This is a genomic window from Campylobacter sp. VBCF_04 NA7 (assembly GCF_027737405.1).
Lineage (GTDB): Bacteria > Campylobacterota > Campylobacteria > Campylobacterales > Campylobacteraceae > Campylobacter_B.
In genome coordinates this window covers 38,666-64,042 of the sequence record NZ_JAOVTT010000008.1, presented here as the reverse complement: position 1 = coordinate 64,042, position 25,377 = coordinate 38,666, and the positions used below count along the sequence as shown (strand labels likewise).

Annotated in this window: 27 protein-coding genes and 7 tRNA genes; 21 read left to right on the top strand and 13 right to left on the bottom strand. The window is 41.7% G+C overall.

Annotated features, from left to right (window positions below; genetic code table 11):
• Positions 1–30: 30 nt before the first annotated feature.
• Positions 31–1,230, bottom strand: a complete 1,200-nt coding sequence (locus tag OFO00_RS07180; RefSeq protein WP_270865469.1) for a molybdopterin molybdotransferase MoeA — start codon at positions 1,228–1,230, stop codon at positions 31–33.
• Positions 1,220–2,533, bottom strand: a complete 1,314-nt coding sequence (locus OFO00_RS07175; RefSeq protein WP_270865468.1) for an MFS transporter — start codon at positions 2,531–2,533, stop codon at positions 1,220–1,222. The genes OFO00_RS07180 and OFO00_RS07175 overlap by 11 nt, the downstream gene beginning before the upstream one ends.
• A gap of 90 nt (positions 2,534–2,623) precedes the next feature.
• On the opposite strand from OFO00_RS07175, the gene OFO00_RS07170 reads away from it, so the two are divergent.
• The 9 genes from OFO00_RS07170 to OFO00_RS07130 all read left to right on the top strand — a co-directional run bounded on the left by OFO00_RS07170 (position 2,624) and on the right by OFO00_RS07130 (position 5,716).
• Positions 2,624–3,256, top strand: a complete 633-nt coding sequence (locus OFO00_RS07170) for a non-canonical purine NTP pyrophosphatase (protein WP_270865467.1) — start codon at positions 2,624–2,626, stop codon at positions 3,254–3,256.
• Between the two features lie 61 nt (positions 3,257–3,317).
• Complete coding sequence (locus OFO00_RS07165) at positions 3,318–4,055, top strand: hypothetical protein (RefSeq protein WP_270865466.1); 738 nt, start codon at positions 3,318–3,320, stop codon at positions 4,053–4,055.
• 146 nt (positions 4,056–4,201) lie between these two features.
• Positions 4,202–4,753, top strand: a complete 552-nt coding sequence (locus OFO00_RS07160; RefSeq protein ID WP_270865465.1) for a hypothetical protein — start codon at positions 4,202–4,204, stop codon at positions 4,751–4,753.
• A 409-nt stretch (positions 4,754–5,162) separates the two neighbouring features.
• Positions 5,163–5,239: transfer RNA gene (locus OFO00_RS07155), tRNA-Pro, on the top strand.
• Positions 5,240–5,244: 5 nt separating this feature from the next.
• Positions 5,245–5,321 (top strand) — tRNA-His (locus OFO00_RS07150).
• Positions 5,322–5,326: 5 nt separating this feature from the next.
• Positions 5,327–5,403, top strand: a tRNA-Arg gene (locus OFO00_RS07145).
• Between the two features lie 17 nt (positions 5,404–5,420).
• Positions 5,421–5,497: transfer RNA gene (locus tag OFO00_RS07140), tRNA-Arg, on the top strand.
• Positions 5,498–5,544: 47 nt separating this feature from the next.
• Positions 5,545–5,629 (top strand) — tRNA-Leu (locus OFO00_RS07135).
• 12 nt (positions 5,630–5,641) lie between these two features.
• Positions 5,642–5,716, top strand: a tRNA-Asn gene (locus OFO00_RS07130).
• Between the two features lie 177 nt (positions 5,717–5,893).
• Here OFO00_RS07130 and OFO00_RS07125 read toward each other — a convergent pair.
• The 5 genes from OFO00_RS07125 to OFO00_RS07105 all read right to left on the bottom strand — a co-directional run bounded on the left by OFO00_RS07125 (position 5,894) and on the right by OFO00_RS07105 (position 9,825).
• Positions 5,894–5,969 (bottom strand) — tRNA-Val (locus tag OFO00_RS07125).
• Positions 5,970–6,090: 121 nt separating this feature from the next.
• Positions 6,091–7,176, bottom strand: coding sequence for a 1-deoxy-D-xylulose-5-phosphate reductoisomerase (gene dxr, locus OFO00_RS07120; protein WP_270865464.1), 1,086 nt, complete (start codon positions 7,174–7,176; stop codon positions 6,091–6,093).
• Complete coding sequence (locus tag OFO00_RS07115) at positions 7,170–7,931, bottom strand: phosphatidate cytidylyltransferase (protein ID WP_270865463.1); 762 nt, start codon at positions 7,929–7,931, stop codon at positions 7,170–7,172. Before OFO00_RS07115 ends, dxr begins: the two co-directional genes overlap by 7 nt.
• A gap of 49 nt (positions 7,932–7,980) precedes the next feature.
• Positions 7,981–9,297 (bottom strand): NFACT RNA binding domain-containing protein, encoded by a 1,317-nt coding sequence (locus tag OFO00_RS07110; RefSeq protein ID WP_270865462.1) that lies wholly within the window; start codon positions 9,295–9,297, stop codon positions 7,981–7,983.
• Between the two features lie 3 nt (positions 9,298–9,300).
• Positions 9,301–9,825 (bottom strand): nitroreductase family protein, encoded by a 525-nt coding sequence (locus tag OFO00_RS07105; RefSeq protein ID WP_270865461.1) that lies wholly within the window; start codon positions 9,823–9,825, stop codon positions 9,301–9,303.
• Between the two features lie 95 nt (positions 9,826–9,920).
• Between OFO00_RS07105 and leuC the strand changes: the two genes are divergently transcribed.
• Entirely contained in the window at positions 9,921–11,186 is a 1,266-nt protein-coding gene (gene leuC / locus OFO00_RS07100; RefSeq protein WP_270858678.1) for a 3-isopropylmalate dehydratase large subunit, read from the top strand.
• A 54-nt stretch (positions 11,187–11,240) separates the two neighbouring features.
• Positions 11,241–11,654: a VanZ family protein gene (locus OFO00_RS07095; RefSeq protein ID WP_270865460.1), complete on the top strand. Its 414-nt coding sequence runs from the start codon at positions 11,241–11,243 to the stop codon at positions 11,652–11,654.
• A 2-nt stretch (positions 11,655–11,656) separates the two neighbouring features.
• Here the strand turns inward: OFO00_RS07095 and thiD are convergent, their stop codons facing one another.
• Positions 11,657–12,454, bottom strand: coding sequence for a bifunctional hydroxymethylpyrimidine kinase/phosphomethylpyrimidine kinase (gene thiD / locus OFO00_RS07090; protein ID WP_270865459.1), 798 nt, complete (start codon positions 12,452–12,454; stop codon positions 11,657–11,659).
• 256 nt (positions 12,455–12,710) lie between these two features.
• On the opposite strand from thiD, the gene OFO00_RS07085 reads away from it, so the two are divergent.
• From OFO00_RS07085 to OFO00_RS07060, 6 genes are all read left to right on the top strand, one after another.
• On the top strand, positions 12,711–13,430 hold the full coding sequence (locus OFO00_RS07085) for a TerC family protein (protein ID WP_270865458.1): 720 nt from the start codon (positions 12,711–12,713) through the stop codon (positions 13,428–13,430).
• 81 nt (positions 13,431–13,511) lie between these two features.
• A complete protein-coding gene (locus tag OFO00_RS07080) occupies positions 13,512–14,054 on the top strand; it encodes a DUF4405 domain-containing protein (RefSeq protein WP_270865457.1) in 543 nt (180 codons plus the stop codon).
• A gap of 121 nt (positions 14,055–14,175) precedes the next feature.
• Positions 14,176–15,075, top strand: coding sequence for an EamA family transporter RarD (gene rarD / locus OFO00_RS07075; RefSeq protein WP_270865456.1), 900 nt, complete (start codon positions 14,176–14,178; stop codon positions 15,073–15,075).
• 36 nt (positions 15,076–15,111) lie between these two features.
• Positions 15,112–15,942 (top strand): pyridoxamine kinase, encoded by an 831-nt coding sequence (locus OFO00_RS07070; protein ID WP_270865455.1) that lies wholly within the window; start codon positions 15,112–15,114, stop codon positions 15,940–15,942.
• A gap of 131 nt (positions 15,943–16,073) precedes the next feature.
• Positions 16,074–16,919 carry a fumarate hydratase gene (locus tag OFO00_RS07065; RefSeq protein ID WP_270865454.1) on the top strand — a complete coding sequence of 282 codons (846 nt, stop codon included), beginning with the start codon at positions 16,074–16,076 and terminating at the stop codon, positions 16,917–16,919.
• A gap of 10 nt (positions 16,920–16,929) precedes the next feature.
• Positions 16,930–17,490, top strand: a complete 561-nt coding sequence (locus OFO00_RS07060; protein WP_270865453.1) for a Fe-S-containing hydro-lyase — start codon at positions 16,930–16,932, stop codon at positions 17,488–17,490.
• Positions 17,491–17,532: 42 nt separating this feature from the next.
• Here the strand turns inward: OFO00_RS07060 and OFO00_RS07055 are convergent, their stop codons facing one another.
• The 5 genes from OFO00_RS07055 to ccoG all read right to left on the bottom strand — a co-directional run bounded on the left by OFO00_RS07055 (position 17,533) and on the right by ccoG (position 21,651).
• Entirely contained in the window at positions 17,533–18,135 is a 603-nt protein-coding gene (locus OFO00_RS07055; RefSeq protein ID WP_270865452.1) for a DUF4405 domain-containing protein, read from the bottom strand.
• 8 nt (positions 18,136–18,143) lie between these two features.
• Entirely contained in the window at positions 18,144–18,755 is a 612-nt protein-coding gene (locus OFO00_RS07050; protein WP_270865451.1) for a flavodoxin, read from the bottom strand.
• Between the two features lie 151 nt (positions 18,756–18,906).
• On the bottom strand, positions 18,907–19,656 hold the full coding sequence (locus OFO00_RS07045; protein ID WP_270865450.1) for a hypothetical protein: 750 nt from the start codon (positions 19,654–19,656) through the stop codon (positions 18,907–18,909).
• Between the two features lie 4 nt (positions 19,657–19,660).
• Positions 19,661–20,290 (bottom strand): TetR/AcrR family transcriptional regulator, encoded by a 630-nt coding sequence (locus OFO00_RS07040; RefSeq protein WP_270865449.1) that lies wholly within the window; start codon positions 20,288–20,290, stop codon positions 19,661–19,663.
• The gene (ccoG, locus tag OFO00_RS07035) at positions 20,290–21,651 is read right to left on the bottom strand and encodes a cytochrome c oxidase accessory protein CcoG (RefSeq protein ID WP_270865448.1); all 1,362 of its coding nucleotides are present in this window, start codon (positions 21,649–21,651) and stop codon (positions 20,290–20,292) included. The genes OFO00_RS07040 and ccoG overlap by 1 nt, the downstream gene beginning before the upstream one ends.
• A 192-nt stretch (positions 21,652–21,843) precedes the next feature.
• Here ccoG and OFO00_RS07030 point away from each other — a divergent pair, with 192 nt between their 5' ends.
• Genes OFO00_RS07030 through OFO00_RS07015 form a run of 4 tightly spaced genes read left to right on the top strand, consistent with a single transcriptional unit; the run spans position 21,844 to position 25,273 of the window.
• Complete coding sequence (locus OFO00_RS07030; RefSeq protein WP_270865447.1) at positions 21,844–22,500, top strand: DNA-binding protein; 657 nt, start codon at positions 21,844–21,846, stop codon at positions 22,498–22,500.
• Complete coding sequence (locus OFO00_RS07025) at positions 22,497–23,102, top strand: UPF0323 family lipoprotein (protein WP_270865446.1); 606 nt, start codon at positions 22,497–22,499, stop codon at positions 23,100–23,102. Before OFO00_RS07030 ends, OFO00_RS07025 begins: the two co-directional genes overlap by 4 nt.
• Positions 23,103–23,156: 54 nt before the next feature.
• Positions 23,157–24,341 (top strand): glutathionylspermidine synthase family protein, encoded by a 1,185-nt coding sequence (locus tag OFO00_RS07020; RefSeq protein ID WP_270865445.1) that lies wholly within the window; start codon positions 23,157–23,159, stop codon positions 24,339–24,341.
• Positions 24,341–25,273 (top strand): D-2-hydroxyacid dehydrogenase, encoded by a 933-nt coding sequence (locus OFO00_RS07015; protein ID WP_270865444.1) that lies wholly within the window; start codon positions 24,341–24,343, stop codon positions 25,271–25,273. Before OFO00_RS07020 ends, OFO00_RS07015 begins: the two co-directional genes overlap by 1 nt.
• Positions 25,274–25,377: the final 104 nt, after the last annotated feature.

The window sequence follows — 25,377 nt, the reverse complement described above, 5'->3', positions numbered from 1 at the left end:
AATTTGGGAAAATTTGAAATAATCCAAACCTCACCACCTTGGGATTTGCAAAATTTTCACCACAGAATTTGCGCTTAAATTTTGCTCCGCGATTAGAAGGGCAGAATTTGGGCCAAAATTATTTAAAATCGCGCTAGATCCTTGCTTTTTACCCGCAGTAGAGATAAAAATTTGCCCATTTTGGACGCTGATATCGCCAAGAGCAAACTCCAAAAACGGCGATTTTTTCGCATAATCGTTGCTCAAAATCGCGCTACTCTCGCACCCGTCATCAAGCCCAAATTTCGCGCTCAAAAACGCACGCAAAAACAAAAACCCAGTCACAATGCTAGAAAGCGGAAATCCAGGAAGCGCAAAGATAAATTTCTCGCCAAATTTGGCGATTTTGACATGGCGACCCGGTTTTATGGCGACTTTATCGACTAGGATTTCGAAATTCTCCCTCACCAAAGCCTTCATAAAATCATAATCCCCCATGCTCACTCCGCCACTGGTGATTACGATATCAGCGTGCGAGAGTGCGCCAAAGAGCGCGCTTTTTAGGGCGTCTTTATCGTCGCTGATGATTTGCTCGCTCACCACTTCAAACCCCATTGCACGCGCCAAATTTAAAAGCGCGAAGTTGTTTGAGCTATAAATTTGCGCCTCGTTTTCTAATGCCTCGCCCGGGCGTTTGATTTCGCTTCCAGTGGCGATTATAGCGACTTTTGGGTGCGCAAACACTGCCACGCTAGCCATGCCAAGCTCAGCCAAAAGCGCAATGCTTGCAAAATTTAGCCGTGAGTTTGCGCTTAGTAAAACCTCGCCCTTTTCGTAGCTCTCGCCGATTTTTCGCACGGCAAAGCCAGCAGGCACAGGCTTATTGATTATGATTTCATCACCGCAGACGCTGACATTTTCCACAGGCACGAGAGTATCCGCGCCCCTCGCCATAATCGCTCCTGTGAAGGTTTTGACACACTCGCCAAAATTCGGCGCAGTATTTGGCATGCTTCCAGCAGGGGTTTGCGAGATGACCTTAAATCTCGCCCCGCACGCCAAATTTGCGCTATTTAGCGCGTATCCGTCCATGGAGGCGGTAGGGCGCTCTGGCTTGGCAAATGGCGCGCGAATTTCATCGGCTAAAATTCTCCCCAAAGCCTCGTTTAGGGGCAAAATTTCGCTCTTTTTCTCGGGCGCGACGCTGGCTTTAAACCTCGCAACCGCGCTTTGCAAACTTTCAAACTGCATCGGTGGCTCCTAGCAAATTTTTAATCTCTTCTGTGCTTATGATTTTTGAGTTGTATTTGACGACGAAATTCTCGCCGTTTTCGTAAATTTCGACAATCCCAGCCTGCCCGCTAATGGCGTTAAAATCGAAATTTAGCGCTTTATCAAAATATAAATTTTTAAAAATTTTCGGATTTGGCAGTGATAAAATCATCGCAAACCACACCGCCCCAAGCACTGCCACGACCAGCCCGATACCCAAAATACCGACCCAGCCATACGCTAGCCCGCCACACACGCCCCCGATAAAACTGCCAAAAAACCCAAACGAAGTGAAAATTCCAAGTGCTTCGCCGCGGTTTGCGGTTTTGGCGAATTTCGACGCGAGGCTCTGCATAATGGGCTCGTGCGCGTTAAATCCGGCGAAAAATACAATCACGCCGAAAATAAAAAAATAAGGGTTGTTTGCAAAAGCAAAAATCAAATACGAAACAATAAAAAATAAAATTCCAAGAAGCAAAATTTGCTTTGAAAGTCCGCGTTTTTCGCCCATTGCGCCACTTGCACCCATAGCCAAAAATCCAAAAATCATAGCTATGCCATAGACTTTGATAAATTCGTCTTGCGCAAAGCCAAATTTAGAGTGAAGCATTATGGGGATTAGGAAAAATGCGGTCGTCATAAAGGCTTTTTGGAAAAAATTACTCAAATTTAGCAAGGATAAATTTTTATCTCGCAAAAGCGCAAGTGAGGATTTTTTGGGCATTTTGGAGCGAATTTTGGGTTCAGCTGGCACGAGAGAAAATAGCAAAATCAGGCAAAAAATCGTCAAAATGACGCTTAGCCAAAAAAGGCTTTCTAGCCCAAATTTCGCGCTCAAAACTGGGCTTAAAATCATCGCCGCGCCAAAGGCACAGCCTATCATCGCGCCCATTATCGCCATTGCCTTGCCTCTGTTTTCTTCCGTGGTAAAATCGCTAATCAGCGCCGTTGCCACAGCTCCGATGGCCCCACAGCCCTGCACAAATCGTCCCAAAATCATAGTGTAAATGTCGCTAGCAAACGCGCAAATCACAGATCCTGCGATAAAAATCACAAGGCCGATTGCGATAGTGTTTTTGCGCCCGATTTTATCGCTAAGCGCGCCAAATGGGGTCTGCAAGAGCATTTGCATGATCGCATACACGCCGATTAAAACGCCGACTAGTTTTTCATCAGCACCGCGAAGCTCCAAAGCATAGTAGCTAAGCACCGGAAGCAGGATAAAAAGCCCAAAAAAGCGGGTCGCTGCGATAAAACTAAGTGGCAAAATTGTATTTAACATCGAAAGCCTTAAAGATTATTTTTGTCCGTGATTGTAGCTAAAATTTTGTCAAATTTGGATAAAATAAGCGTTTTTACGCAAGGATTTGATATGAAAATTTTAGTAGCCACTGGCAACAAAGATAAGCTTAACGAGATTAGAGAATTTTTCAAAAACGACGAAATTTACGGGCTTGGCGAGGTTTTGGAGCCTTTTGAAATCATTGAAGACGGCAAGAGTTTCAAAGAAAATGCGCTGATAAAGGTGCGCGCGGTCTATGAGAGGCTACTAGCGCGAGACCTGCACCGCGAATATCTCGTGATGAGCGATGATAGCGGGATTTGCGTGGATATTTTAGGTGGCGCGCCTGGGATTTATTCGGCCAGATTTAGTGGCGAGGGCGCGACGGACGCTAGCAATCGCGCGAAACTAGCTAGCGAGCTAATCGCGCGTGGCGTGCATAGCTCAGGGGCGCACTATGTGGCTGCAATCGCGCTGAAATCGCACTTTGGCGAATACTGCACGCACGGATTTATGCACGGCGAAGTGATTTGCGAAGAGCGCGGGGAAAATGGGTTTGGGTATGATTTTATGTTTATTCCGCGTCGCTACGAAGAGCTTGGAGATGGCGATTTGGGCAAAACCATAGGCGAGCTTCCAGCGCGGATTAAGGGCAAAATTTCGCACCGCTGTCGAGGACTTGCGCTAATGAAAATTTTGATAAACTCTTTTAAAAACATCTGATTTATAAAATTTAAAATTTTAGTATCGCGATACTGACCAAGATTTTATAAAAGGATTAAATTTGGAAAATAAAAATTTAGAAAATAAACCAAATATTAAAAAATCAAATTTGCGAAATTATGATGAAAATCCGATTGTTATAAAAGATGAATTATCAAATGCAAAATTCGCAAGTATAATTATCACAATTGTTTTGTTGCTTTCTTGCATAGTTTATCTTTTCATTTTTGATAGAAGTCGCATTGATAGGGCTGTTATTTTGATAATTTTGACATATATAAACATAAGCAATTCGCTTAAAAATTTGGAAAGCAACTCGACTATATATTTTTATGAAAACAAAATAACGAAAGAATTAGAAAATGGGTTGCAAAAATCCATTTTAACTAACAATATTCATCGCATATCAAAAACTATGTCTTCTGCACTTCCAAATTTTAATTTAAGCCCATTTATTACAAAACTTATTTTATTTTCGGGTTTAGTTTTATTGATTGTTTATTTAATGGCTCTTGTTGCCACAGGAGGCCTTGTTTCTTTTATATTTGTAATGGCATTTGCATTTGGTGCAGTATATCTGCCACAATTTATAATTCATCACAAATATGGCGGTTTGAAAGATAGTCTTTACGATGTCATTTGGCTGCAAGATAAAGACGGCAAATTTTTTAATTTTATGGTTAGTTCGGATAAACAATACAATGAAATCAAAAAATATTTATTGGTTAAAACAGGCAAGAGTTTAGATAAGGTAGAAAAGAAATTTTTTCTATCTGTATCTTGGTTTGATGACAAATAAATTTATTTTATGTGAGTGAGAAAATGGATGAAAAATATAAATTTAGATTTACTAATTGCATGAATTTATAAAAGTAGGTTTAAATTTGTAAATTTAAAAAATTCGGTATCAACGATACTGACCGAGATTTTATAAAAGGATTAAATTTGGAAAATTTTGAAAACTGGAATAAAAATGTTAGAAATAAAAATTCAAATCAACGAGATTACGACAAAGAGCCAATTATTATCAAAAATCCTTATGAATTTTTTCTTAAAAATTTAGACTTATTTTGTTTTATTGGATCGTTTGTTGCCTTATTAATTATTTGTATTGATTATTATGGCGATGATATAGACAAAAAAGAAATGATTAAAACTTTATACTATTCTCTTTTTGGTTTTGTAATTTTACATATTATTTGGGCTTTTTATTATTACATTATCAAAAATAAATGCGAAACTAAATTTACAAATAAAACAATAGAATTTATCGTAAATGGCGAAGTTAAAAGAGTTAAAAAATTGATAGATTTGGAACCATTTGAGAGAAATTTCAATCTCCCATATTCTCATGGAATATACTTTCATTTAACTATTTTTTTTCCAATTGTTTTGGTATCGATTGGTCTAAAATCAATATTGCCTATTTTAATAATGATTGCATATTATGCACTTTGGATTTTTCTCAATTTCTTATTTAAATTGTTTTTTATTTAATCTTAGGCGGGAAATTAAAACATTTTTCGCTATTTCCAGCTTTTAAATTTTATCGTCCAGAATATCCCGGTAGTCTTTTGTGGAGATTAGCCACAGTCGATATGCGTCCATATAATGGCAAATTTCACATGATTTATATTATTAAACACCAAGATTATTTAGATTTACAAAAATATTTTTTTGACAAGAAGCATATTGATTTGAATTCAGTTAAAAAGACTTTTTTAGCTATTTAACCAAGCAAAGGAACTACATATTTATATTTTTGATTGTATCGCTCGTAAAATTATCCATAAATTCGCCATAAATAAAATTCTTTCTAAATTTTAAATTTTTAAGCTAAATTTCATTGACAAAATTTTAAAAATTATATATAATCAAGTTTCCTTTTTCAATCCACATCATTTATCGGAGCGTAGCGCAGTCTGGTAGCGCATCTGGTTTGGGACCAGAGGGTCGAAGGTTCGAATCCTTTCGCTCCGACCATTGTGGTGAGTTTAGCTCAGTTGGTTAGAGCATCAGATTGTGGTCCTGAGGGTCGTGGGTTCGATTCCCACAATTCACCCCACTTTCGCGCTCGTAGCTCAATTGGATAGAGCAACAGACTTCGGATCTGTAGGTTGAAGGTTCGACTCCTTTCGGGCGTACCACTGATTTTGTTTTTTATGCGCTCATAGCTCAGCTGGATAGAGCAACGGCCTTCTAAGCCGTAGGCCTCAGGTTCGAATCCTGATGGGCGTACCATTTAAGCTAGCATTAAGAGCTTTTGGCTATAATGCGCTTTCTTTTTTGCGGATGTGGTGAAATTGGCAGACACGCCAGACTTAGGATCTGGTGCTTTACGGCGTGAAGGTTCAAGTCCTTTCATCCGCACCATTTAATACTCGTTCCGGATTAGCTCAGCGGTAGAGTAGGCGGCTGTTAACCGCTTGGTCGCTGGTTCGAATCCAGCATCCGGAGCCACTTTATCTTATGAAATCCCCATTTTATCGTAGTTTGTGAAGTTTAAGGAAACTAATTGACCCCTAATTTGACCCTTTTAAAAAATTTATTTCCGCTCACGCATAATATTATTAAAATTTGCATTTAAATTTAGATAAGAAAAAAATTTGAAATATTTGAGATTAAGGCTCGATTAAATGGTGGTCCCGATTGGACTCGAACCAACGACTTCCACCATGTCAAGGTGACACTCTACCAACTGAGTTACGGGGCCAAAAATAAGAGTTTGCATTATAGCAAAAAAAGCTAATATAAAATTTAAAAAATGTAAAATTTAATCAAATTTGCCAAAATTTTTAAATTTTGCACTAAATTTTGCGCCAAATTTTCCAAATTTAGCGCAAAAGCTCATTTGCATACGCTCGCACGCTTCGGTCGATTTCGATTAGAGCGTGCGTGTCTGGCGTGTTTGGCGAGTGAAATTTCTCCACGGATTTTAGCACTACGCGCGAAATATCGCTAAATCTCGCCCGCCCTTCTAAAAACGCATAAACACCAACTTCGTTTGCCGCATTTATCACCACGCCAAAATTTGGATTATCCAAAAGCGCTTCTTTGAGCCCAAAAATAGGGTATTTTAGCGTGTCGATTGGAGCGAATTTAATCGGTTTTAAATCCAGCAAATTTACAGGTTTGACGATTTGCTCGCTAATCGCGCCCTCTAAAACTGCGTGCGCTATGGCTAGGCGCATGTCAGTTTCGCTAATGTGCGCTGTGGTCGAGCCGTCGATGAACTCGACTAGGGCGTGGATTTGCGATGTGCGCTCAATCACGGCGTCGATATTTTTCGTGCCGTATAGCCAAAACGCCTCGATTACCTCGAAAAGCTTGTTTGCCATGCTTGCGCTATCTATTGTGATTTTTGCGCCCATTTGCCAGTTTGGGTGCCTTAGCGCGTCTTTGGCGCCGACACTTCCAAGCTCGGTTAGTGGCGTATCGTAAAACGCCCCGCCGCTGGCTGTTATGATGAGCCTAGAAATAGGGGTTTTTGCGTTTTGGATTAGAAATTTTAGCCCGAAATGCTCGCTGTCAATGGCGTGAATTTTTGAAATTTCAAGGAATTTCCCGCCCACGACTAGGCTTTCTTTATTTGCTAGGCATAGCGTTTTGCCAAGTTCTTGCGTTTTTAGGCTAGGGAGCATGCCGGCAAAGCCCACTAGGGCATTTACGACGCTGCTAGATTTGCACTCTTCAAGCATTGCCAAAATCCCCTCCATACCGACAAAAACCTTGTCGTGTTTGACGGCTGATTTTAGGCTTTCTTCGCCGATAGCGACGAATTTAGGGTGAAATTTAGCAATCTGCTCGTTTAGCAAACTCACATTTTTCCCGCACGCCAAAGCCTCGATTAAAATTCCCTTTTTGTGCGCGATATCTAGGGTGTTTGTGCCAATCGAGCCGGTGGAGCCTAGCACTACCATGAATACACGACCACCATAGCCACTGCGCCAAACATATACCCGTCAATGCGGTCTAGCACGCCGCCGTGTCCCGGGAATAAACTGCCGCTGTCTTTGACGCCTGCGCTTCGTTTGAGATAGCTTTCAAACAGATCGCCAAAAATGCCAAAAATCACGATAACTAGGGTCTTGCATAAAATTTCAAGCGGTGGCAGGTTTGTGAAAATACGCGCGTAAATGAAGCTTGTGATAAATGCAAAAATAATGCCGCCGATAATGCCTTCAATGGTTTTGTTTGGCGAGCTAGGGCTAAATGGGGTTTTGCCAAAGCTTTTGCCAGCGAAATACGCACCGCTATCGCAGGCGATTATGGTGATGATAAGCCAGACGAAGTGGAAAATCCCCAAATCATCATAAACCGCCCACATTAGGCAAATCGGAGCGAAAGGGTAGATAAAAGGCAGGATAATTTTCGCGTTTTCAAGCTTTTTAAAGGCCACAATCGAAGCCGCCACGACTACCGAGGCGATACAGACTTTAACCGCGCTGATAAATGGCTCATCGTCTTGGGCAAGCGGAATTAGCGCGAAAAATGCGAGCGCAAGGGCTAGCCATTTGAGGCTGACATTTTTTAGCCCATAGAGCTTGTAGCTCTCCAAAAGCCCTATGCTAAGCATTATGGCAAAAACGAAAAAGTTGATAAATCTGCTATTTATCAGGATTAAAACAGAAAAAACAGCAAGCAAAATTCCGCCAGTTACTAGTCTTTGTTTCATAAAATTTCCTTAGATTTGATTTCGCGAGATTATATAAAATTTCGCCTTATCACGGCTTTAAAACGCCGATAGTTTTATAATCCACATAATGCACAAACGAGCCTTTCACAGGGCTTACATTTAGGCGTTTGGTGTAATCAACGAGGTAGTTTCCAGCCTCTTTGACGCTAAAATTTACGCAAATTTTCGCGGCAAATTTCGCTATTTCTTCGCTTAAATTTTGTTTGTTAGTTTGGACGATGACATGCGCGCTAGCTCGGTCTTTTAGGTGAAACCAAAAGTCGTTTTTGGCGCTGTTTTTTAGCAAAAATTCGTTGCCTTTCTCGTTTTTGCCCACGCTGATTTTAAACTCTCCGATATAAAAGCTCTGCACGAATTCGGCGTTTTTTTCCTTCAAATTCGCGCTAATTCGCTTTTTGGGGAGCAAAATTTCAAGCTCTTCGACGCTTTTTGCGTTTGTGATTAAATTTTTCAAATTTTCGTAAAATTCGATTTTTTCGTTTAAATTTGCGATTTGGATATGCGAATTTGCGGCCTTTTGGCGCAATTTTTTTGCTTCGTTAAAAAATTCGTTCATTGCGATTTTTGGCGGATTTTCTAGGCGAAATTCCACGCTTTCGCCATTTTCGTCATTTAGGCAAAATTCCCTTTGCCAGTCGCTTAAATTATATAAATTCGCCGATAATACCTGCCCGAGATTCGCCAAATTTTCGGCTTTTGCTAAAAGTTCGCTCTCTTTTGGCACGGCATTTAAATTTGCATGCAAAATTTCGATTTTTTTATCAATTTGGGTTAATTTTGAATTTCTAATTTGGGCCAAATTTGCCAAATTTAGCTTTTCAAACTCGCCCACGAAAAATTCATCGAAATTCTCTATTTTTTCTACATTTTTTTCTTTGATTTTATATGGCGGAAGTGGCGCCAAAATCCGCCCCACGCGCACGCTTCGCACATCGTTATCTAGGTGTCTGAGCGCTTCTAGGATTACGCCATTTTCATCAGTTATTATCACATTTGTAAATCGCCCTGTAAATTCAAAATATAAATTTGTGATAAACGCCTTGTAGCTGGCTTTGAGTTCGGTTTTGATATGCAAAATTCTATTATTTTCCACTACGCAAATTTGCAAAATTTTCGATTTTACAAGCCTCTTGGCTAAAACCCCGTCAAATGGGGCTTTGTAAATTTTATTTTCCACGAAAGAGCCGTTTTTGTGAATATTGCACGCGGTTTTATTCATATCAAAAAACAGCTCATAGCTATCAAAGCTAAGCTTAAAAAGATTATCGCCGACGCGCTTTATGTGGCTTAGAGTTTTGAAATTTTGCAAAAATTCGCAAATTTGGATTAGGTGTTGGTATTTCATAACCTAAAATTTCTCTTTGTGAATTTTGCTAAATTCTAGCTTTTCTAGCTTGTGTGGAGCGGGCGTGGAGATTAGATTTCCAAGCGATAAAATCGCTAAGGCTCTGTAATTCCCCTCAAAACCCAAAATTTCGCGCAGGTATTCCTCGCTACTCGCGCCGTTTTGCGCCTCGCGCAGTCTGCATTGTATCCAGCAGCTCCCCACGCCTAGCGCGCTCGCGCACAGGTGCATATAAGCCATAGCGATAGAGGCGTCCTCGATCCAGACATCTTGCGCGCTCTCATCGGCGATTACGACCACAGCGGCGTTTGCGCCTTTTAGCATATCGGCTGCGCCGGTGCGCGCAAGGCTTAGTTTGGCGAGGTTTGCTTTATCTTTGACTACGATAAACTCCCAAGATTTCCTTGCATGTCCGCTTGGACTTAGCAAACCAGCCTTTAAGATTGTGTCTAAAATTTCGTCGCTAATCTCGCTGGAAGCGTATTTTCGCACACTGCGCCTGGCTTTTAAAATCTCTAAAATTTCCATGATTTTTCCTTTCCAAAAGCAAAATTATACCTTTTATTATAAAGTTTTATGGTTAGATTTGATAGAATTTAGCCCAAATTTTTTAAGGACAGGTTATGAAACAGACAATTACGGAAAAAATTTTCAGCGAACATGTGGGCGAGGCGGTTAGCGCAGGGCAAATAGTAGAAAGCAAAATCGATATGGTCATCGGCAACGACATCACAACGCCGATTTCGATAAAGCAGTTTGAGCTAAGCGGCGCAAAGGCTTTGGCTAACCCTGATGGCTTTGCGATCGTAATGGATCACTATATCCCTACAAAGGACATTTTAAGCGCAAATCAAGCCAAAATTTCACGCGAATTTGCCTACAAACACAACCTAAAAAACTATTTTGACGAAAAAGATATGGGAATCGAACACGCCCTAATGCCTGAAAAAGGGCTAGTGGTTCCAGGCGATGTCATCATCGGAGCGGACAGCCACACCTGCACGCACGGCGCACTTGGGGCGTTTTCTACCGGTATGGGAAGCACCGATTTAGCTTATGCGATGATTACGGGCAAAAATTGGTTTAAGGTGCCAGAAAGCATAAAAGTGGTTTTCAAGGGTAAGCCGGGCGCGCACATTTACGGCAAGGATTTGATACTTGAAGTAATCCGCCAAATCGGCGTTGATGGCGCACGCTACAAGGCGCTAGAATTTGTTGGCGAGGCGATTGCGCACCTTGATATGGATAGTAGATTTTCGCTTTGTAATATGGCAATCGAGGCTGGCGGAAAGAGCGGAATCGTGGCGTGCGATGAGGTAACAAAAGAATTTTTGGCTGGGCGAACGCTACGAAGCGAGCCAAAATTTCACTACTCAGACGAGGGGGCAAACTACGAGCGCGTCCTAGAAATCGACACTGCGAATTTAGATCCAGTGATAGCGTATCCATTTTTGCCAAGTAATGGCAAAAGCGTGAGAGAGGCGGTAAAAGATAGTATCGCAGTCGATCAAGTCTTCATCGGAAGCTGCACAAATGGGCGTTTAAGCGATCTTCGCATAGCAGCGCAGATTTTAAAAGGCAGAAAAGTAGCCAGAAAAACTCGCCTTATCATCACACCAGCTACGCAAAAAATCGCCCTACAAGCGCAAAAAGAGGGTTTGTGGGATATTTTCGTCGAAGCAGGCGCTGTTGTGAGCAACCCGACCTGTGGCGCGTGCCTTGGCGGATATATGGGTATTTTGGGCGATGGCGAGAGATGCGTGAGCACGACAAATCGCAACTTCGTAGGCCGCATGGGCGATCGCACGAGCGAGGTGTATCTAGCAAACTCAGCCGTCGCAGCAGCTAGCGCAATCGCTGGTAAAATCGCAGATCCTAGGGATTTGTAACCTAAAATTTTGCCATTTTTTAATGGCAAAATTTACCCAAATTTTAAATTTCAAATGAAAAAATCCAAAGCTTGTTTTATTTTTATAATTTATCTTTGTGCACTCTTTAAAATCACGATTTTTAGGGCAAATTTTAGGCTCGATCAAATTTGGCGTGTCGGCGAATACAATCTCGTGCCATTTAGCGATTACGCAAATATTTTGAAATTTGGCGCGATAAAATTTATCTATCTTTTTGCGGGAAACATAGTCTGGTTTGTGCCGTTTGGGCTCTTTGCGCGATACTTTTTCCCAAATTTTAGTATGCGAAAAATTTTGATTTTTGGCCTTTTGCTCTCGCTAATAATCGAAATTTCACAATTTGTCTTTAAAAGCGGAATTTTCGAGCTTGATGATTTGATTTTAAATGTTTTTGGCGTATTTTTGGGGGTAAAATTTGGCGAAATTTTAAAATTCCGCCAAATTTAGTTTTAAAACATCTCTGGGATTCGAAAATAGTGATTTATCGCGCCGTTGCCCCTGCCAATGTGCAAATCTTGCATTAGCGCTGTGCGGACGAATTCTTTCGCACTACCAACCGCTTCTTTTATGCCAAGCCCCGCTGCTAGGGCGCAAGCGATAGCTGATGAGAGCGTGCAACCTGTGCCGTGAGTGTTTTTGGTGATGATTTTGGGTGCGCTAAACTCGCTAAATTCGCCATTTTCGTAAAGAATATCGCGCGCCTCGCCAGTATTTGCGAGATCTCCGCCTTTAACCAAAATCGCTCCGCTGTAAAATTCGGCGATTTTTAGCGCGGCTGTTTTCATATCGTCGAAATTTTCGATTTTAACGCCACTTAGCGCGCTTGCTTCTTTGATATTTGGCGTGATAATCGCTGAAATGCCAAAAAGGTCGAATTTTAGCGCGTTCATTGCGCTATCTTGCATTAGCACGCCACCGCTTGTAGCGACCATGACAGGGTCTGTGACGACATTTCGCGCGCCAAATTTTTTCAACGCTTTGGCTATGGTTTGTGCGATTTGGGCAGTAGAAATCATGCCGATTTTCACAGCGTCTGGGACGATGTCGCAAAATACGCTTTCTAGCTGGGCTTCGACAAATTCAGGCTCGATATTTAGCACGCCTTGCACGCCAAGCGTGTTTTGGGCGGTGAGGGCCGTGATGACATTTTCGCCATACATTTTGTGGGCGGTTATGGTCTTGATATCGGCTGAAATACCTGCGCCACCGCTACTATCGACCCCCGCGATTGTAAGAACCTTTTTCATGGCTTTCCTTTAACTCAAAAATTTATTAATTATACTTTACAAAATTTACCGCTTGGAAATTTTTTAGTCTAATCCTTTTTATGTGGGGGCGGCGCTCAGAGTTGCGAGGGTCGCCCGCCCCCACACCCCCACCCGACCGACGCTAGCGGTGGCGCACTTCGTGCGCAAATTTTTTAAATTTCATACAATTTCACCTTGCTAAAATTTAAATTTTCATCGCTATAATAGCGAGTTTATTTTAAATTTAAGGATTAAAATGTTTGATTGGATCAGCTCGCCTGAGGCGTGGATAAGCCTAGCCACGCTAACTGGGCTAGAAATCGTTCTTGGCATAGACAATATAATTTTCATAGCGATTTTGTGTTCGCGCCTGCCTCAGGAAAACCGCGACAAAGCTCGCATTATGGGGCTAGCTCTTGCGATGATTACGCGAATTTTGCTTCTACTTAGCCTTAGCTGGGTAATGGGGCTGACAAAAGAGCTATTTAGCGTGCTTGGACATGGTTTTAGTGGGCGAGATTTGGTGCTAATCGGCGGTGGTTTGTTTTTGCTAGTAAAATCCACGCTCGAAATCCACTCTTCTGCCGTGGGCGAGAGCCACGAAGAGCGGATAGATGAGAAAAAGGCTAGCTTTGGTGGTACGCTAATTCAAATCGCTTTGCTTGATATAATTTTCTCGCTTGATAGCGTGATTACGGCTGTGGGTATGGCACAGCACCTGCCTGTAATGATACTAGCTGTCATCATCGCCGTGGCTGTGATGATGTTCGCTAGTGGGGCGATTGCGAAATTTGTCGATGATAATCCTACGATAAAAATTCTTGCGCTTTCGTTTTTGATTTTGGTCGGTGTTTCGCTCATAGCAGACGGACTTGGGTTTCATATCCCAAAGGGCTATATTTATTTTTCTATGTTTTTTTCGCTCGTGGTCGAGCTTATCAATATCCAAGTGCGCAAAAAATCTGAGAAAAACTAGGTTAGCTTCGGTTAGATTCGGGCGATTTTGGGGTTAAAATTTTAGCCTAAAATCGCCTTAAATTTTACAAAAGGAGCTATTTTGAAACCGCTTAGATTTGTAGGAACTGGGCTTTTAATCGCTGTTTTTGGCTTCGTCGCATTTAGTGGGGCTGGTATGTTTTTTGGGCTAAAAAGTGGGGTTATGAAAAATTTCCACGAATACTTTGGCATGGCTATGCTAGCCCTTGCGCTGGTGCATATTTTCATAAATTTCAAACCTTTTAAACTCTATTTTAAAGGCTGGCAGGGGCTTGTAATCTGCGCTATTATCGTGCTTAGCTGCGGATACGCTGGATACAGCCTCAAAGGCGCTAGCGGGGCTGGAAATCCAGCTAGGGCTGTGTATATGCAGGCTCTAAATTTGGAAATTAGCAAATTTAAAGGCGCATTTGGCACGGATAATGCGAAATTTAGCGCATTTTTAGAGAGTAAGGGTATATCGAATTTCGACGAAAGTCTAAATTTGCGCGAAGCGTGTGCGAAATATAATCTCAAAGAGGGCGAAATCCTAAATGCACTTTTGCCGGCTCGTGCGCCAAAAGGCGAGGCGGGTGGCGCGCAAAAAGGCAAAAATTCTCACTAATAAATTTTGGCAAATTTCAAATTTGCCAAAATTCAGCCATTATTTTTTAAGTCAAATTTTAATAAAATCCCAAATTTAAAATTTCAGGGAAGGGTCAAATTTAGCAAGGCTAAATTTTAAAATGTTAAAAGGTATCGCGTTATCGCTGTTTTCTTCTATCGGGTTTGCGAGCATTTATTATATGTCGGTTTTCATGCAGCCTCTTGGCGGGCAGGAGTTGCTGGGATATCGCATGCTAGTGACATTTCCGATAGTGGCGCTGTTTTTGGTGCTAGGCGGTAAAAAAGCAGAGATGAAAAAGCTACTTGTCCGTTTGATAAAAAAGCCCTTTTTGCTCATAATTTTACTTGCGACTTCCGCTACAATGGGAATTCAGATGTGGTTGTATCTGTGGGCGCCAAGTAACGGCTACGCACTACAAGTCTCGATCGGATACCTCATAATGCCCATTTCCATGGTGATTTTTGGCAATCTTGTCTTTGGCGAGAAAATTTCGCGCCTAAAAGCTCTGTGCGTGGGCTTTGCGGTGATTGGAGTGTTTTCAAAAATCCTAATTGGAGGCGCGCCGTCGTGGCATAGTGCGATTGTTTTTATTGGATTTCCGCTGTATTTTTGCCTAAGGCGGTATTTCAGGCTAGAAGGGGCTAGTAGTTTCGCCCTAGAAATCGCGCTTTTGTTGCCGTTTTGTTTGTGGTTTGTAAGTAGCACTGACCTTGGCGCAGTCGCGGTGCAAAATCCAAACATTTACACGCTTTTATCGGTTTTGGCTCTATTAAGCGCGACTGCGCTTTTGGCTCAAATTTTATCAAGCGCGCTAATTCCGATAAATTTCTTTGGGTTATTAATCTATGTCGAGCCACTTTTGATGTTAGGCGTTTCTTTGCTTTTGGGCGAAAAAATCGAGCCTGATTCGTATATTTTGATGATTTGCCTATTTATGGCTATTTGCTTTTTGGTGGCTGATACGATTATCTCTATAAAACGCGCAAAAAGGGCTAAATTTTACATTAAGGCAAAATAACTGTAAAATGGCGCAAAAATTTAATCAAGGAAGTAGATGAAAAGAGTTCTTAGTGTTCAAGATATTTCGTGCGTGGGTAAGGTCTCGCTTAGCGCTGCTTTGCCAGTGATTAGCGCAATGGGGCTAAGTGTTAGCGTTTTGCCTACGGCGGTGCTTTCTATGCATACTGGATTTAGCGGTTTTACATTTCGCGATCTCACCAAAGATTTGCGCCCTATAATGTCGCATTGGCACGAGCAGGGGGTGGAATTTGACGGAATTTATACTGGATTTTTGGGCTCGCAAGAACAAATCGCGCTTATTAGCGAACTTTTTATGGAATTTGGCGGAAGCGGAAAGACGATATTAGTCGATCCGTGTATGGGCGATAATGGCGAATTTTACCCCGGATTTGATAGCGACTTTGCCCGTATGATGGCGCTTTTGTGCGCTAGTGCAGATGTGATTACGCCAAATATCACGGAAGCTTGCGCAATGGTCGGCGTGAAATACCGAGAAAAGGCCGAGAGGGAGTTTATCTTTGATTTGCTCGAAGGACTAAAAGATTTAGGCGCGTCAAAGGTGATTTTAAAGGGGATTAATTACATAAGCGAGCAGTGTGGTGTGTTTAGCTACGACGCCAAGGACGGGCGTGTGAGCGAGTATTTCCACGAGCTGCTACCTGTGAAATACAACGGCACGGGCGATATTTTTGCCTCGGTTGCATTTGGTGCGCTAATGCGTGGCAAATCCCTCCAAACCGCAATCCGCATAGCCGCTGATTTCGTCGTAAGTGCGATGAAAGAGACTATGAGTGATAGCGAGTGGAGGCGCAGCGACGGAGTGAAATTTGAGCTTGTAATTCCTGAGCTTGTAAGGAAAATTTAAAGGCTAAATTTTTAAAATTTTGGCTTTGAAATTTATTTTTAAAAATTAAATGCATAAATTTATACTATTTTAAGTGGTTGCTAAATTTGAAAAAGGTATAATCCTTAATCACTATTTTTTGGGAGAATACAATGAGAACAATCCAAGCAAGTGAAATCTCTAAAACAGTTGCAGAGCTTTGCAAAAAAGCCTGTTATGTAGTAACGCCAGATATGAGAAAAGCGTTTGAAAAAGCAAAAGAGACTGAGGTTTCTTCAATCGGTAAAGAAATCCTTGGCAAATTGCTTCAAAATGCTGATCTTGCAGAAAAAGGCGTAGCTCCAATCTGCCAAGACACAGGTATGACGGTAGTTTTCGTAGAACTTGGTCAAGATGTGCATATCGAGGGCGGATATATCGAGGACGCTATCAACGAGGGTGTTAAAAACGGCTATGTTGATAACTACCTAAGAAAATCAGTTGTAGCCGAGCCACTATTTGAGCGCAAAAACACCACAAACAACACTCCTGCTGTTATTAACATGCGCATAGTCCCAGGCGAAAAACTAAAAATCACAGTTGCTCCAAAAGGCTTTGGTAGCGAGAATAAATCTGTGCTAAAAATGCTTGTTCCAGCTGACGGCGTAGAGGGTGTGAAAAAAGTATTCCTTGAAGCTGTAAAATATGCTGGTCCAAACTCATGCCCTCCAATGGTTCTTGGCGTAGGAATCGGTGGCACAATGGACAAAGCAGCGCTTCTTGCAAAACAAGCAGCTGTTCGCTCAGTAGATAGCAGAAACGAAGACGAAAGATACGCAAAACTAGAAGATGAGCTATTAGAGCTTGCTAGACAAACAGGCGTTGGCCCACAAGGTCTAGGCGGTCTAAACACTGCTGTTAAAGTAAATATAGAGTGGTATCCAACTCACATCGCAGGTCTTCCAGTAGCTATTAATGTCAATTGCCACGCAGCACGCCACGCAAGTGCTGAACTTTAAGGAGATAATTATGTCAGAAGTAAAAAGAATAACAGCTCCATTTGATAAAGATGTAGTAAAAAGCCTAAAAGCTGGTGATAATGTCCTAATCACAGGCACAATCATCGCAGCGCGCGACGCTGCTCATAAGGCTTTGACTGAGACTTTGGCTCGTGGCGAGAAACTGCCTGTAAATTTAGCTGGCGAGACTATTTATTATCTTGGCCCAACACCTGCAAAACCAGGTCAAGCAGTAGGCGCAGCGGGTCCAACTACAAGCGGTCGTATGGATAAATACACCCCAACAATGATTAACGAAGTCGGCATTAACGGCATGATCGGTAAGGGTTATAGAAGCGACGCAGTAGTTGAAGCTATGAAAAAATCAGGTTGTGTTTATATGGTAGCTATCGGCGGAGCTGGCGCGCTAATTAGCCAAAGTATCAAAAAATACGAGGTTTTAGCTTACCCTGAGCTTGGCCCAGAGGCTGTGGCAAGACTAACAGTCGAGAATTTCCCAGCGATTGTCGCAATTGATAGCGAGGGCAACAACTTCTACGAAGTCGGTCAAGCACCATACAAAAAAATCTAATCCATCTAGGGCAAATTTGCCCTAGAATTTTAAAATTTAACCCTAAAATTTAAATCTCAAATTTATTGCTCTTACGCCTAGCATAACAGCTGCAAAAATCGCCAAATATTCGGCACTGCTGAATAAAAATGTATTTTTGTTTTCTAATCCAAAACCGGTTTTAAAAAACAGATATTCGTAAAAATGCAGATCCACAAACGAATAAATTCCAAAAGCCAAAAGCGCCAAAAACAGGCAAAATTTCAAAATTTTACTGAATTTCACGCTAAGCAAATTTGCAAAAATTCTAAAATTTAGCCCCAAATGCGTAGCGCTTAGCAAAAACAGCGCGTGCGTGGCAAACATGTGGATATTTTTGGCTGCGTCCGAGCCAAAGCCAAAATCAATAAAGGAAAAAATATGCTCGCTAAGAAAAACAGCGCTTATTAGCGTTGCCAAAAACGAGCCTAAAAGGGCGAAATTTAGGGCGTTTCGCACCCTGAATTTGGCCAAGTATTTACGACGCGAAAAGGCGTGAAAAAGGGCGAAAAAGATTAAGATTAAGCCCAAAATTTCATGCGCTATCTCGCCAAATTTTTTGTAATTCATGCACAAAACTAGGGCGAAAATCGCGCCCCAGTAAAACGATTTTTTATTAAATTTCATTGCAAAATTTATTTTGAAATCTTATCAAACCACGCTTTTAGCTCGGTTTTGGCTTTCTCTCTTTGATTTTGCGCCACGCTTCCATATAGGCTAAAATAGCCCAAAATCTTGGCTTTTGTCGCTTTTTCGACCGAGCCGATTGTCCTATCTAAGCCGCTTCCCTCGTGCGTGTTAAAGACGAAAATTGGCTTGCCCGCGAAATTTTCCCCCTCTAAAAATGTGAAAACGCCCATTGGCAAATCGCCCCACCAAGTAGGAAAGCCCAAAAATACAGCGTCAAAATCGGCTAGATTTTTATCAAACGGCTTGATTTCGGGTCTTGCTTTTTGTTTTTGTTCGCTTTTTGCAAAATCTATCGCAGCTTGATACTCTTTGGCATACGGCGCGATAGTTTCGATTTTAAAGAGCTCGCCACCGCTAAATTCCGCCAAATACTCAGCCAAAATTTCAGTATTTCCCTTCTTTATATAGCCCACCTGATAATTCTCATCTGCGCGCGAAAAATACGCGATTAACACCTTTTTACCACTCATATTAAATCCTTGTGAAACCTTCGTGTCAGCGGCATTTCCCGCACAGCCAAAGAAAAATAAAAGAAAAAAAAGTAGGATTTTTTTCATACTTGCCCCTTAGTTAAAATTTCAAAGATTATATAAAAAAAGCGAAAATTTCGTTAGAAAAATTATCCAAATTCATTGCCTAATTCTGCAAAATTTGCCAAATTTAAAATTCGGCGCAGTATCACGGGCTTGCGTAAGCAAAATTTAAAATTTATCTATATGTATCGCAGCGTTTTAGCCAGCCAGCCAGCCAGCGCGCTTCATCGCGGTTTGTGGGCGCGTTAGCCACCCTGCGCTTTAAAACAAATTTCGCGCACCTGCGAAACTCGCTCATTGCCTCTTTTTGCGCGCTCATGCACTCCAAAACCTGCATTAGCCCCCAACCTTCGCCTCTGTATCGCTCACTCTCTTTTATGCCCTCGCCTTTGAAATTGACATAATCAATGAGCGCGTAAAGCCCATTTGGCGAGCTTGCGACGCGGTAAAACTGCGATTTGATATGCTCTTTTTTATCGCTTAAATTTTGCATTTTTTCTAGGGAGTTTTGAAGCCTTTCGTAGATAAATTCTACCTGTAAATTTTTGGTTTGATACAAAAAATTTTCTAGCTCTATCAAATCCGCGTCGCCTGATTTTTTTAGCGCATCAAGCGCGGTTTTGCTCTGCCAAGGCGCATGAGAGTGCAGGCGCAGTATTTTTGGAAGTTTAACGCCGCGAATTTTATAAAATTTCACTAAATTTGGAAAGCTCTCTTCGAATTTGTCTTTTTCGTCTTTTTTATACCAGATGAAGTGTCCAATCCCCAAGGACGGGAAATTCTCGCCACTATTCCAGTGGATTAAATTTGACTTTTTTGCCCCTGTTTCGTTGGCGTAAATTTTCTCTGCCACGCTGGATAAATCCGCGCCAAACGCGCTCACGCACAAAAATGCCAAAAGGCTAAATTTCGCTAAATTTCGCATAAATTTATTGCTTTTTTACACCGTGCAAAAAGATTTTAATGCGGTCTTTTATGAAATTTTCTTTGTCTAAATTTGGCTCTTCGCCGAAAAATATAAGGCGGTTGAAGTGTGGCTCGCGAAGCAAAAAGCAAAAATAGCGTGCCAAATACTCAGGATCTGCGCTATCAAACTCATCAATATGCGTCCTAAAATAATTGCTAAGCCCTGCTGGAAATGCAAGCGTGCTGGTATCTAAGAAGATTTTGGAGACATTTTTTAGCATGGAACCAAAGGTTTTTGAGGTTCCAAGCAAGATATTTTTTAGAAATTTTTGATTTTCGGCACTATAAATAAAGTCAAAATAAATCGGGGCAAATTCGCTCAAATACTCCTGTGGCGCAAGGTTTTCGTCTAAGCTAAGCAGATTATCTAGCTTTTTATCAAGCCTTTGGGTGTGAAATTCGACCACATGCAAAAACAAATTTTCCTTGCTTTCGAAATATTTGTAAATCGAGGCAAGCGAGCCACCGCTGATAGCGACGATATCGTTTAGGCTGACGCTGTCATATCCTCGCTGTAAAAATAGCTCTGTGGCCACCTCGAAAATCTTTTCTATGCGAATTTGCGATTTATAATACCTTGATTTTTGTGCCATTAATCCTTCCTGTCGATAAATTTTTGTTGCGGATAGACAAATACACTCTCGCGTGTAATGCTGATTTTTTCATCATCAACCGCGTAAGCTTTGATGATTAGCGGTAAAACGACATTATCGTGAGCGTTTTCTAGGCTCAAATTTGCCTTGCTTGTGAGCGAGACTATGATTTTTGCCTTTTTGCCAGGGCTTACCTTTACAGGCTCGTCTGGGCGAGAAATGCTGATATTTTCGTTATCTACGCTAAAAAAGAAGCTGTGCGGTTCGCTATGGGTGTTTTCGAATAAAAATGTATAGCTGTTTTTGACGATTTTTTCGCCGTTATCGTCGAAATCGATTTTATAGAGCTGGGTGTTTCGATTGATGTTTAAAAGCATGCTCTCTTTTGTGCCACTCATCACCACTAGCCCGATTAGCGCAGCGGCTAGCACGCCGATATAGCCAATCGTGCGAAATCGCATAAATTTGACCTTGCTTTGCGATTTTTGCGCATTTAGGCTCGTCCAGTTGATAAGTGGAGCTTTGCCTAGTTTGCTCATTACAGCCGAGCATGCGTCGGCGCATTCTAGGCAGTTTATACACTCTAACTGCATGCCTTTGCGAATATCGATATGTGTCGGACAGATCCTCGCGCACGCCTGACAGCCAGTGCAATCTCCGCTAGCAGGCTTGTTTGAGATTAAATTTTTATGCTCGTCATAAACTGCGCCACCTCTGATATCATCGTAAATCACGCCAAGCGAGTCTTCGTCGAGCATGGTTGATTGAATCCTTGCGTAAGGGCAGATGAAAACGCAGAAATTCTCGCCCAAAAATGTGATATCAAATGTCAAAAACGCCGCAAATCCTAGCACTATGCCAAAGAGAAGTTTATGCTCGCCAATATCGCTAAGATAGGCAAAAAAGCTTTGTGGTGGCACGAAAAACCAGAGCAAATTTGAGGCTGCAATCAGCGCAACAATAGCAAAAAGCGCAACCGCGATAACGCCCTTTGCGCCGCCTTTTTCGCCCTTTTGTTTGTTTGTGATAGAGCCACGAATTTTAAGAATTTTAGTGCAGATTAAATCTCTATAAATCACGCGAAAAATCGTTTGCGGACAGGCCCAGCCACACCACACACGCCCGCCAAGCGTGGTTAGGAAAAATATCGAAATGAAAAAGAAGATTATCAAAAACGGCATTAAGAAAAATTCTTGCGTCGAGAAGGTGTTGAAAAAAAGGTGGATTTCTTTTTTTTCAAAACTGATTAAAAATAGGTGCTTGCCACCTATTTGAAGCCATGGCATGATGAAAAGCCACAGCGAAGCGATAGCGTAAAAAAAGTAGCGCTTCTGCCTGAATTTTGTGATTTTACTCTCCATGAAATGTCCTTTTTGTATAAATGCACGATTTTACTCTTAAAAGATTAATTACATATTAAAAATATAGAATTTAGATATGATTTCGTGAAAAAAATCTGAATTTCTCTGCGAAATTTGATATTTAAAGCCCATTTTTAGGCAAATTTCGCCATAATACCCAGTTTTAAAATTTCAACGCGGATAAGGCGAATTATGAGAGAGGTTTCTATAAGCGAAGCGTCCGAAATTTTGGGCGTTTCAAAAGAGGCGATTTACAATAGAATCAGACGAAATTCTATTCGCACGACAGAGATTAATGGCGTAAAATATGTCGTTTTAGAAGACGAAAATGACGAAATTTCAAATTCTAGCGCGCAAGGAGCTAGCGCAAAAGTGCGCCCCTCAAAACCTGCCCCGCAAAATTCGAACCAAAATTTTATCGATTATTTAATCAAAGAAATCGCCGAGCTAAAAGAGCAAATCCAAACCTTACAAAGCGACAAAGATAGGCTCCACCGCGAAAAAGAGGAAATTTTAATCTCATCAAAAGAAGAAATCAAGCTCATGTATAAAGAGCGAGATGAAAAGCTAGGGTATTTTCTCTCGTTTTTCGAAAAACCGCTAATCGGCGAGAGTGCGCGCGATAAAAAACCATACGATGTCGAGGTAAAAGAGCAAATTTTCGATGAAAATGAGTGGCTAAGCCTAGCGAAATTTATCAAAAGCCTAGATTTAGGGCGCAAAAAACGGATGAAAGCCCAAAGTCTAATCATCGAAAATATCGGCGCAAACGAGCTAATCAGGGTCATTGGCGATGAGCTTTTGGTGCATAAGAGTTTAGATATCAAAAATTTAAAAGGAAAAAAATGAAAATTAGAAAAATTGCAAGTTATGCGATTGTAGGCGGTTTTGGGCTGATTTTATCTGGCGCTTTGGCTGGCTGTGAGCGCGAAAATACAGGCTTGGAGCTTCGTATCCAAGAGGGCGCGCTAGTTAGAATCGAGGAAGTGGCGCCCGGAAAATATAAAATTTTAGAGGAATTTCCTAGCGAAAAAACGCAAATTATCTTAAAAAGTTTGGACGGAAGCGAGAGAATTTTAAGCGAGGCTGAGACAAACGCGCTTTTGGCCGAGGAAAACGCCAAAATAGAGGCTGGCACTTCAAATTTAACCAACCAAAACGCCGAAATTTCTAGTGGCGGATACAGCCTTGGCGAGGCGATTTTAGCAAGCGCAGCAGGCGCAATCATCGGCTCATGGATAGGCTCGAAACTCTTTGGCTCACCAGCGTATCAAGCACACAGACAAACAGCCTTTAAAAACCCTAGTGCGTATTCAAGGAGTGTAAATAGCTTCAAAGAGGCTAGGGCAAATAACGCCAAAGCAAAAAGTGGCAAAAGCGGGTTTTTCGGCTCAAAATCAAGCGAGAAAAGCGCGCCCACAAAAAGTGGCGGTAGCGCATTTGGTGGCTAAATTTGCCCCGAATTTGCCCAAATTTAGGCTAAATTTAAAAATTCAAGGAAATAGATGAAACTCAAAAAATTAACCCCACTAAGCAATGAATTTTTAGAAAAACTTGGCTTTTCGTGGCACACTGACGCGGATTTGTCGGCTTACATAGCAGATGAGGTCGTAAGCGTGAGCGCAGAGGAGGCAAACGCTTACTACGAGGCGGCAAACGAGCTGTATGATATGTTTATCGCTGCGGCGCAGTATGTGATAGATAATGACCTTTTTCACGAGCTTGGAATTCCGTTTAATCTAGTAGAAATTATCAAAATGAGCTGGGAAAACGATGTGCATTGGCACCTTTATGGCAGGTTTGATTTCGCTGGCGGATTAGACGGCGAGCCGATAAAACTACTCGAATTTAACGCCGATACGCCAACGGCTGTGTTTGAAACAGCGATTATCCAGTGGGCGCTACTTAAAGAAAACGGACTTGATGAAATGGCGCAGTTTAACGAGCTTTTCGCCGCGATTAGTGATAATTTCAAACGCCTTGTAGTTTTGGGCGGAGAGTTGGAGGAATTTGATAAATTTTATGAGGGGTGGAAAATTTTATTTAGCTCGGTCGCTGGAAGCGATGAGGACGAGAAAACAATCAGGCTTTTGCAAACAGCTGCCGATGAAGCGGGCTTTAAGACAGCCTTTGCATACGCGCACGAGGTCGAGTTTGACGACGAGAAGGGGGTATTTTTTGGTGGCGAAAATTACGAGTATTGGTGCAAACTAATCCCGTGGGAGGCGATTGCTATCGAGGAAGGCGAGCTGGCCTTGATACTAAAAAACATAATGAAAAACCAAAAGGCAATTATCCTAAATCCCGCATACACGCTACTTTTCCAAAGCAAGGGAATAATGAAAATTTTATGGGATTTATACCCAAATCACCCGCTTTTGCTAGAAAGCGCGTGCGAGCCACTAATCGGCAAAAAAATGGTCAAAAAGCCGTTTTTTGGGCGCGAGGGGGCAAATGTGAGTATTTTCGACGAAAATGGCAAAAAAATCAAAGAAAATGGTGGCGAATACGCAAACCAAAATTTCTTATACCAAGAATTTGCAAATCTAAACACTGATAAAAACGGCGCAAAATACCAAGCTGGGGTGTTTTACGCCTTTGAAGGCTGTGCGCTTGGATTTAGGAAGGGCGCAGATATCATCGACAACTATTCTAAATTTGTCGGTCACTACATCGAAGGGGTGGAGTAATGAAACCAAAAATTGTTTTACTTGACGCTGATACATTAGGAAGCGACGCGAATTTCAGAGAATTTGAGGCCTTGGGCGAGCTTGTAACATACCCGAAAACCAAGCCAGAGCAGACAATCGAGCGTTTAGCGGGCGCTGATATTGTCATTACAAACAAGGTTTTAATCACAAAAGAGGTGCTCGAAAAGACAAATTTAAAGCTAATTTGCGTAAGCGCAACCGGCACGAACAATATCGACTCCGAAGCGGCAGCGGCGCATGGTGTGCCTGTGAAAAATGTCGCTGGGTATTCGACCAAAAGCGTATCTCAACAAGCCTTTGCTACGCTTCTAGCACTTTTAAACGATGTGAGATATTATGCCGAATACGGCGAGAAAAAATGGTGTGAGAGTGAAATTTTCACACATTTAAACGCGTCAATTGATCAAATTTCTGGCAAGAATTTTGGCATAATCGGCCTTGGCGAAATCGGTCGCGAAGTAGGGCGCATAGCAAAAGCCTTTGGCGCAAATGTCTGCTACTACTCTACGAGCGGGGCGCACGATGACGCTGAGTTTAAAAGGGTGGATTTGGAAACTATGCTTAAAGAGTGCGATATCATCTCGGTTCATGCGCCATTAAACGAAAAAACAAAAGGGCTAATCGGCAAAGATGAAATCGCTAAAATGAAAAAGGGCGCTGTGTTTATGAATTTTGGTCGTGGTGGAATCGCCGAAGAGAGCGCATTGGCATGGGCTATCGATGAAATTGGACTTCGCGTGGGTCTTGATGTGGTCGAAAAAGAGCCGGTTAACGCTGATAATCCGCTTCTTGGCGTGAAAAACAAGGCAAATTTAATCCTTACTCCGCACATTGCGTGGGCGAGCGTGGAAGCGCGCAAACTGCTAATCTCCAAAATCGCAGGAAATATCAAAGAATTTTTAAATGCGTAAATTTAAAGGGCAATTTGCCCTTTAAATTTTAAAATTTTGCAAAATTTATAAAGTCCAAATTTAATCATTTTTTAAAACCCTTTTTTAAAATTTAAAAAAGGGTT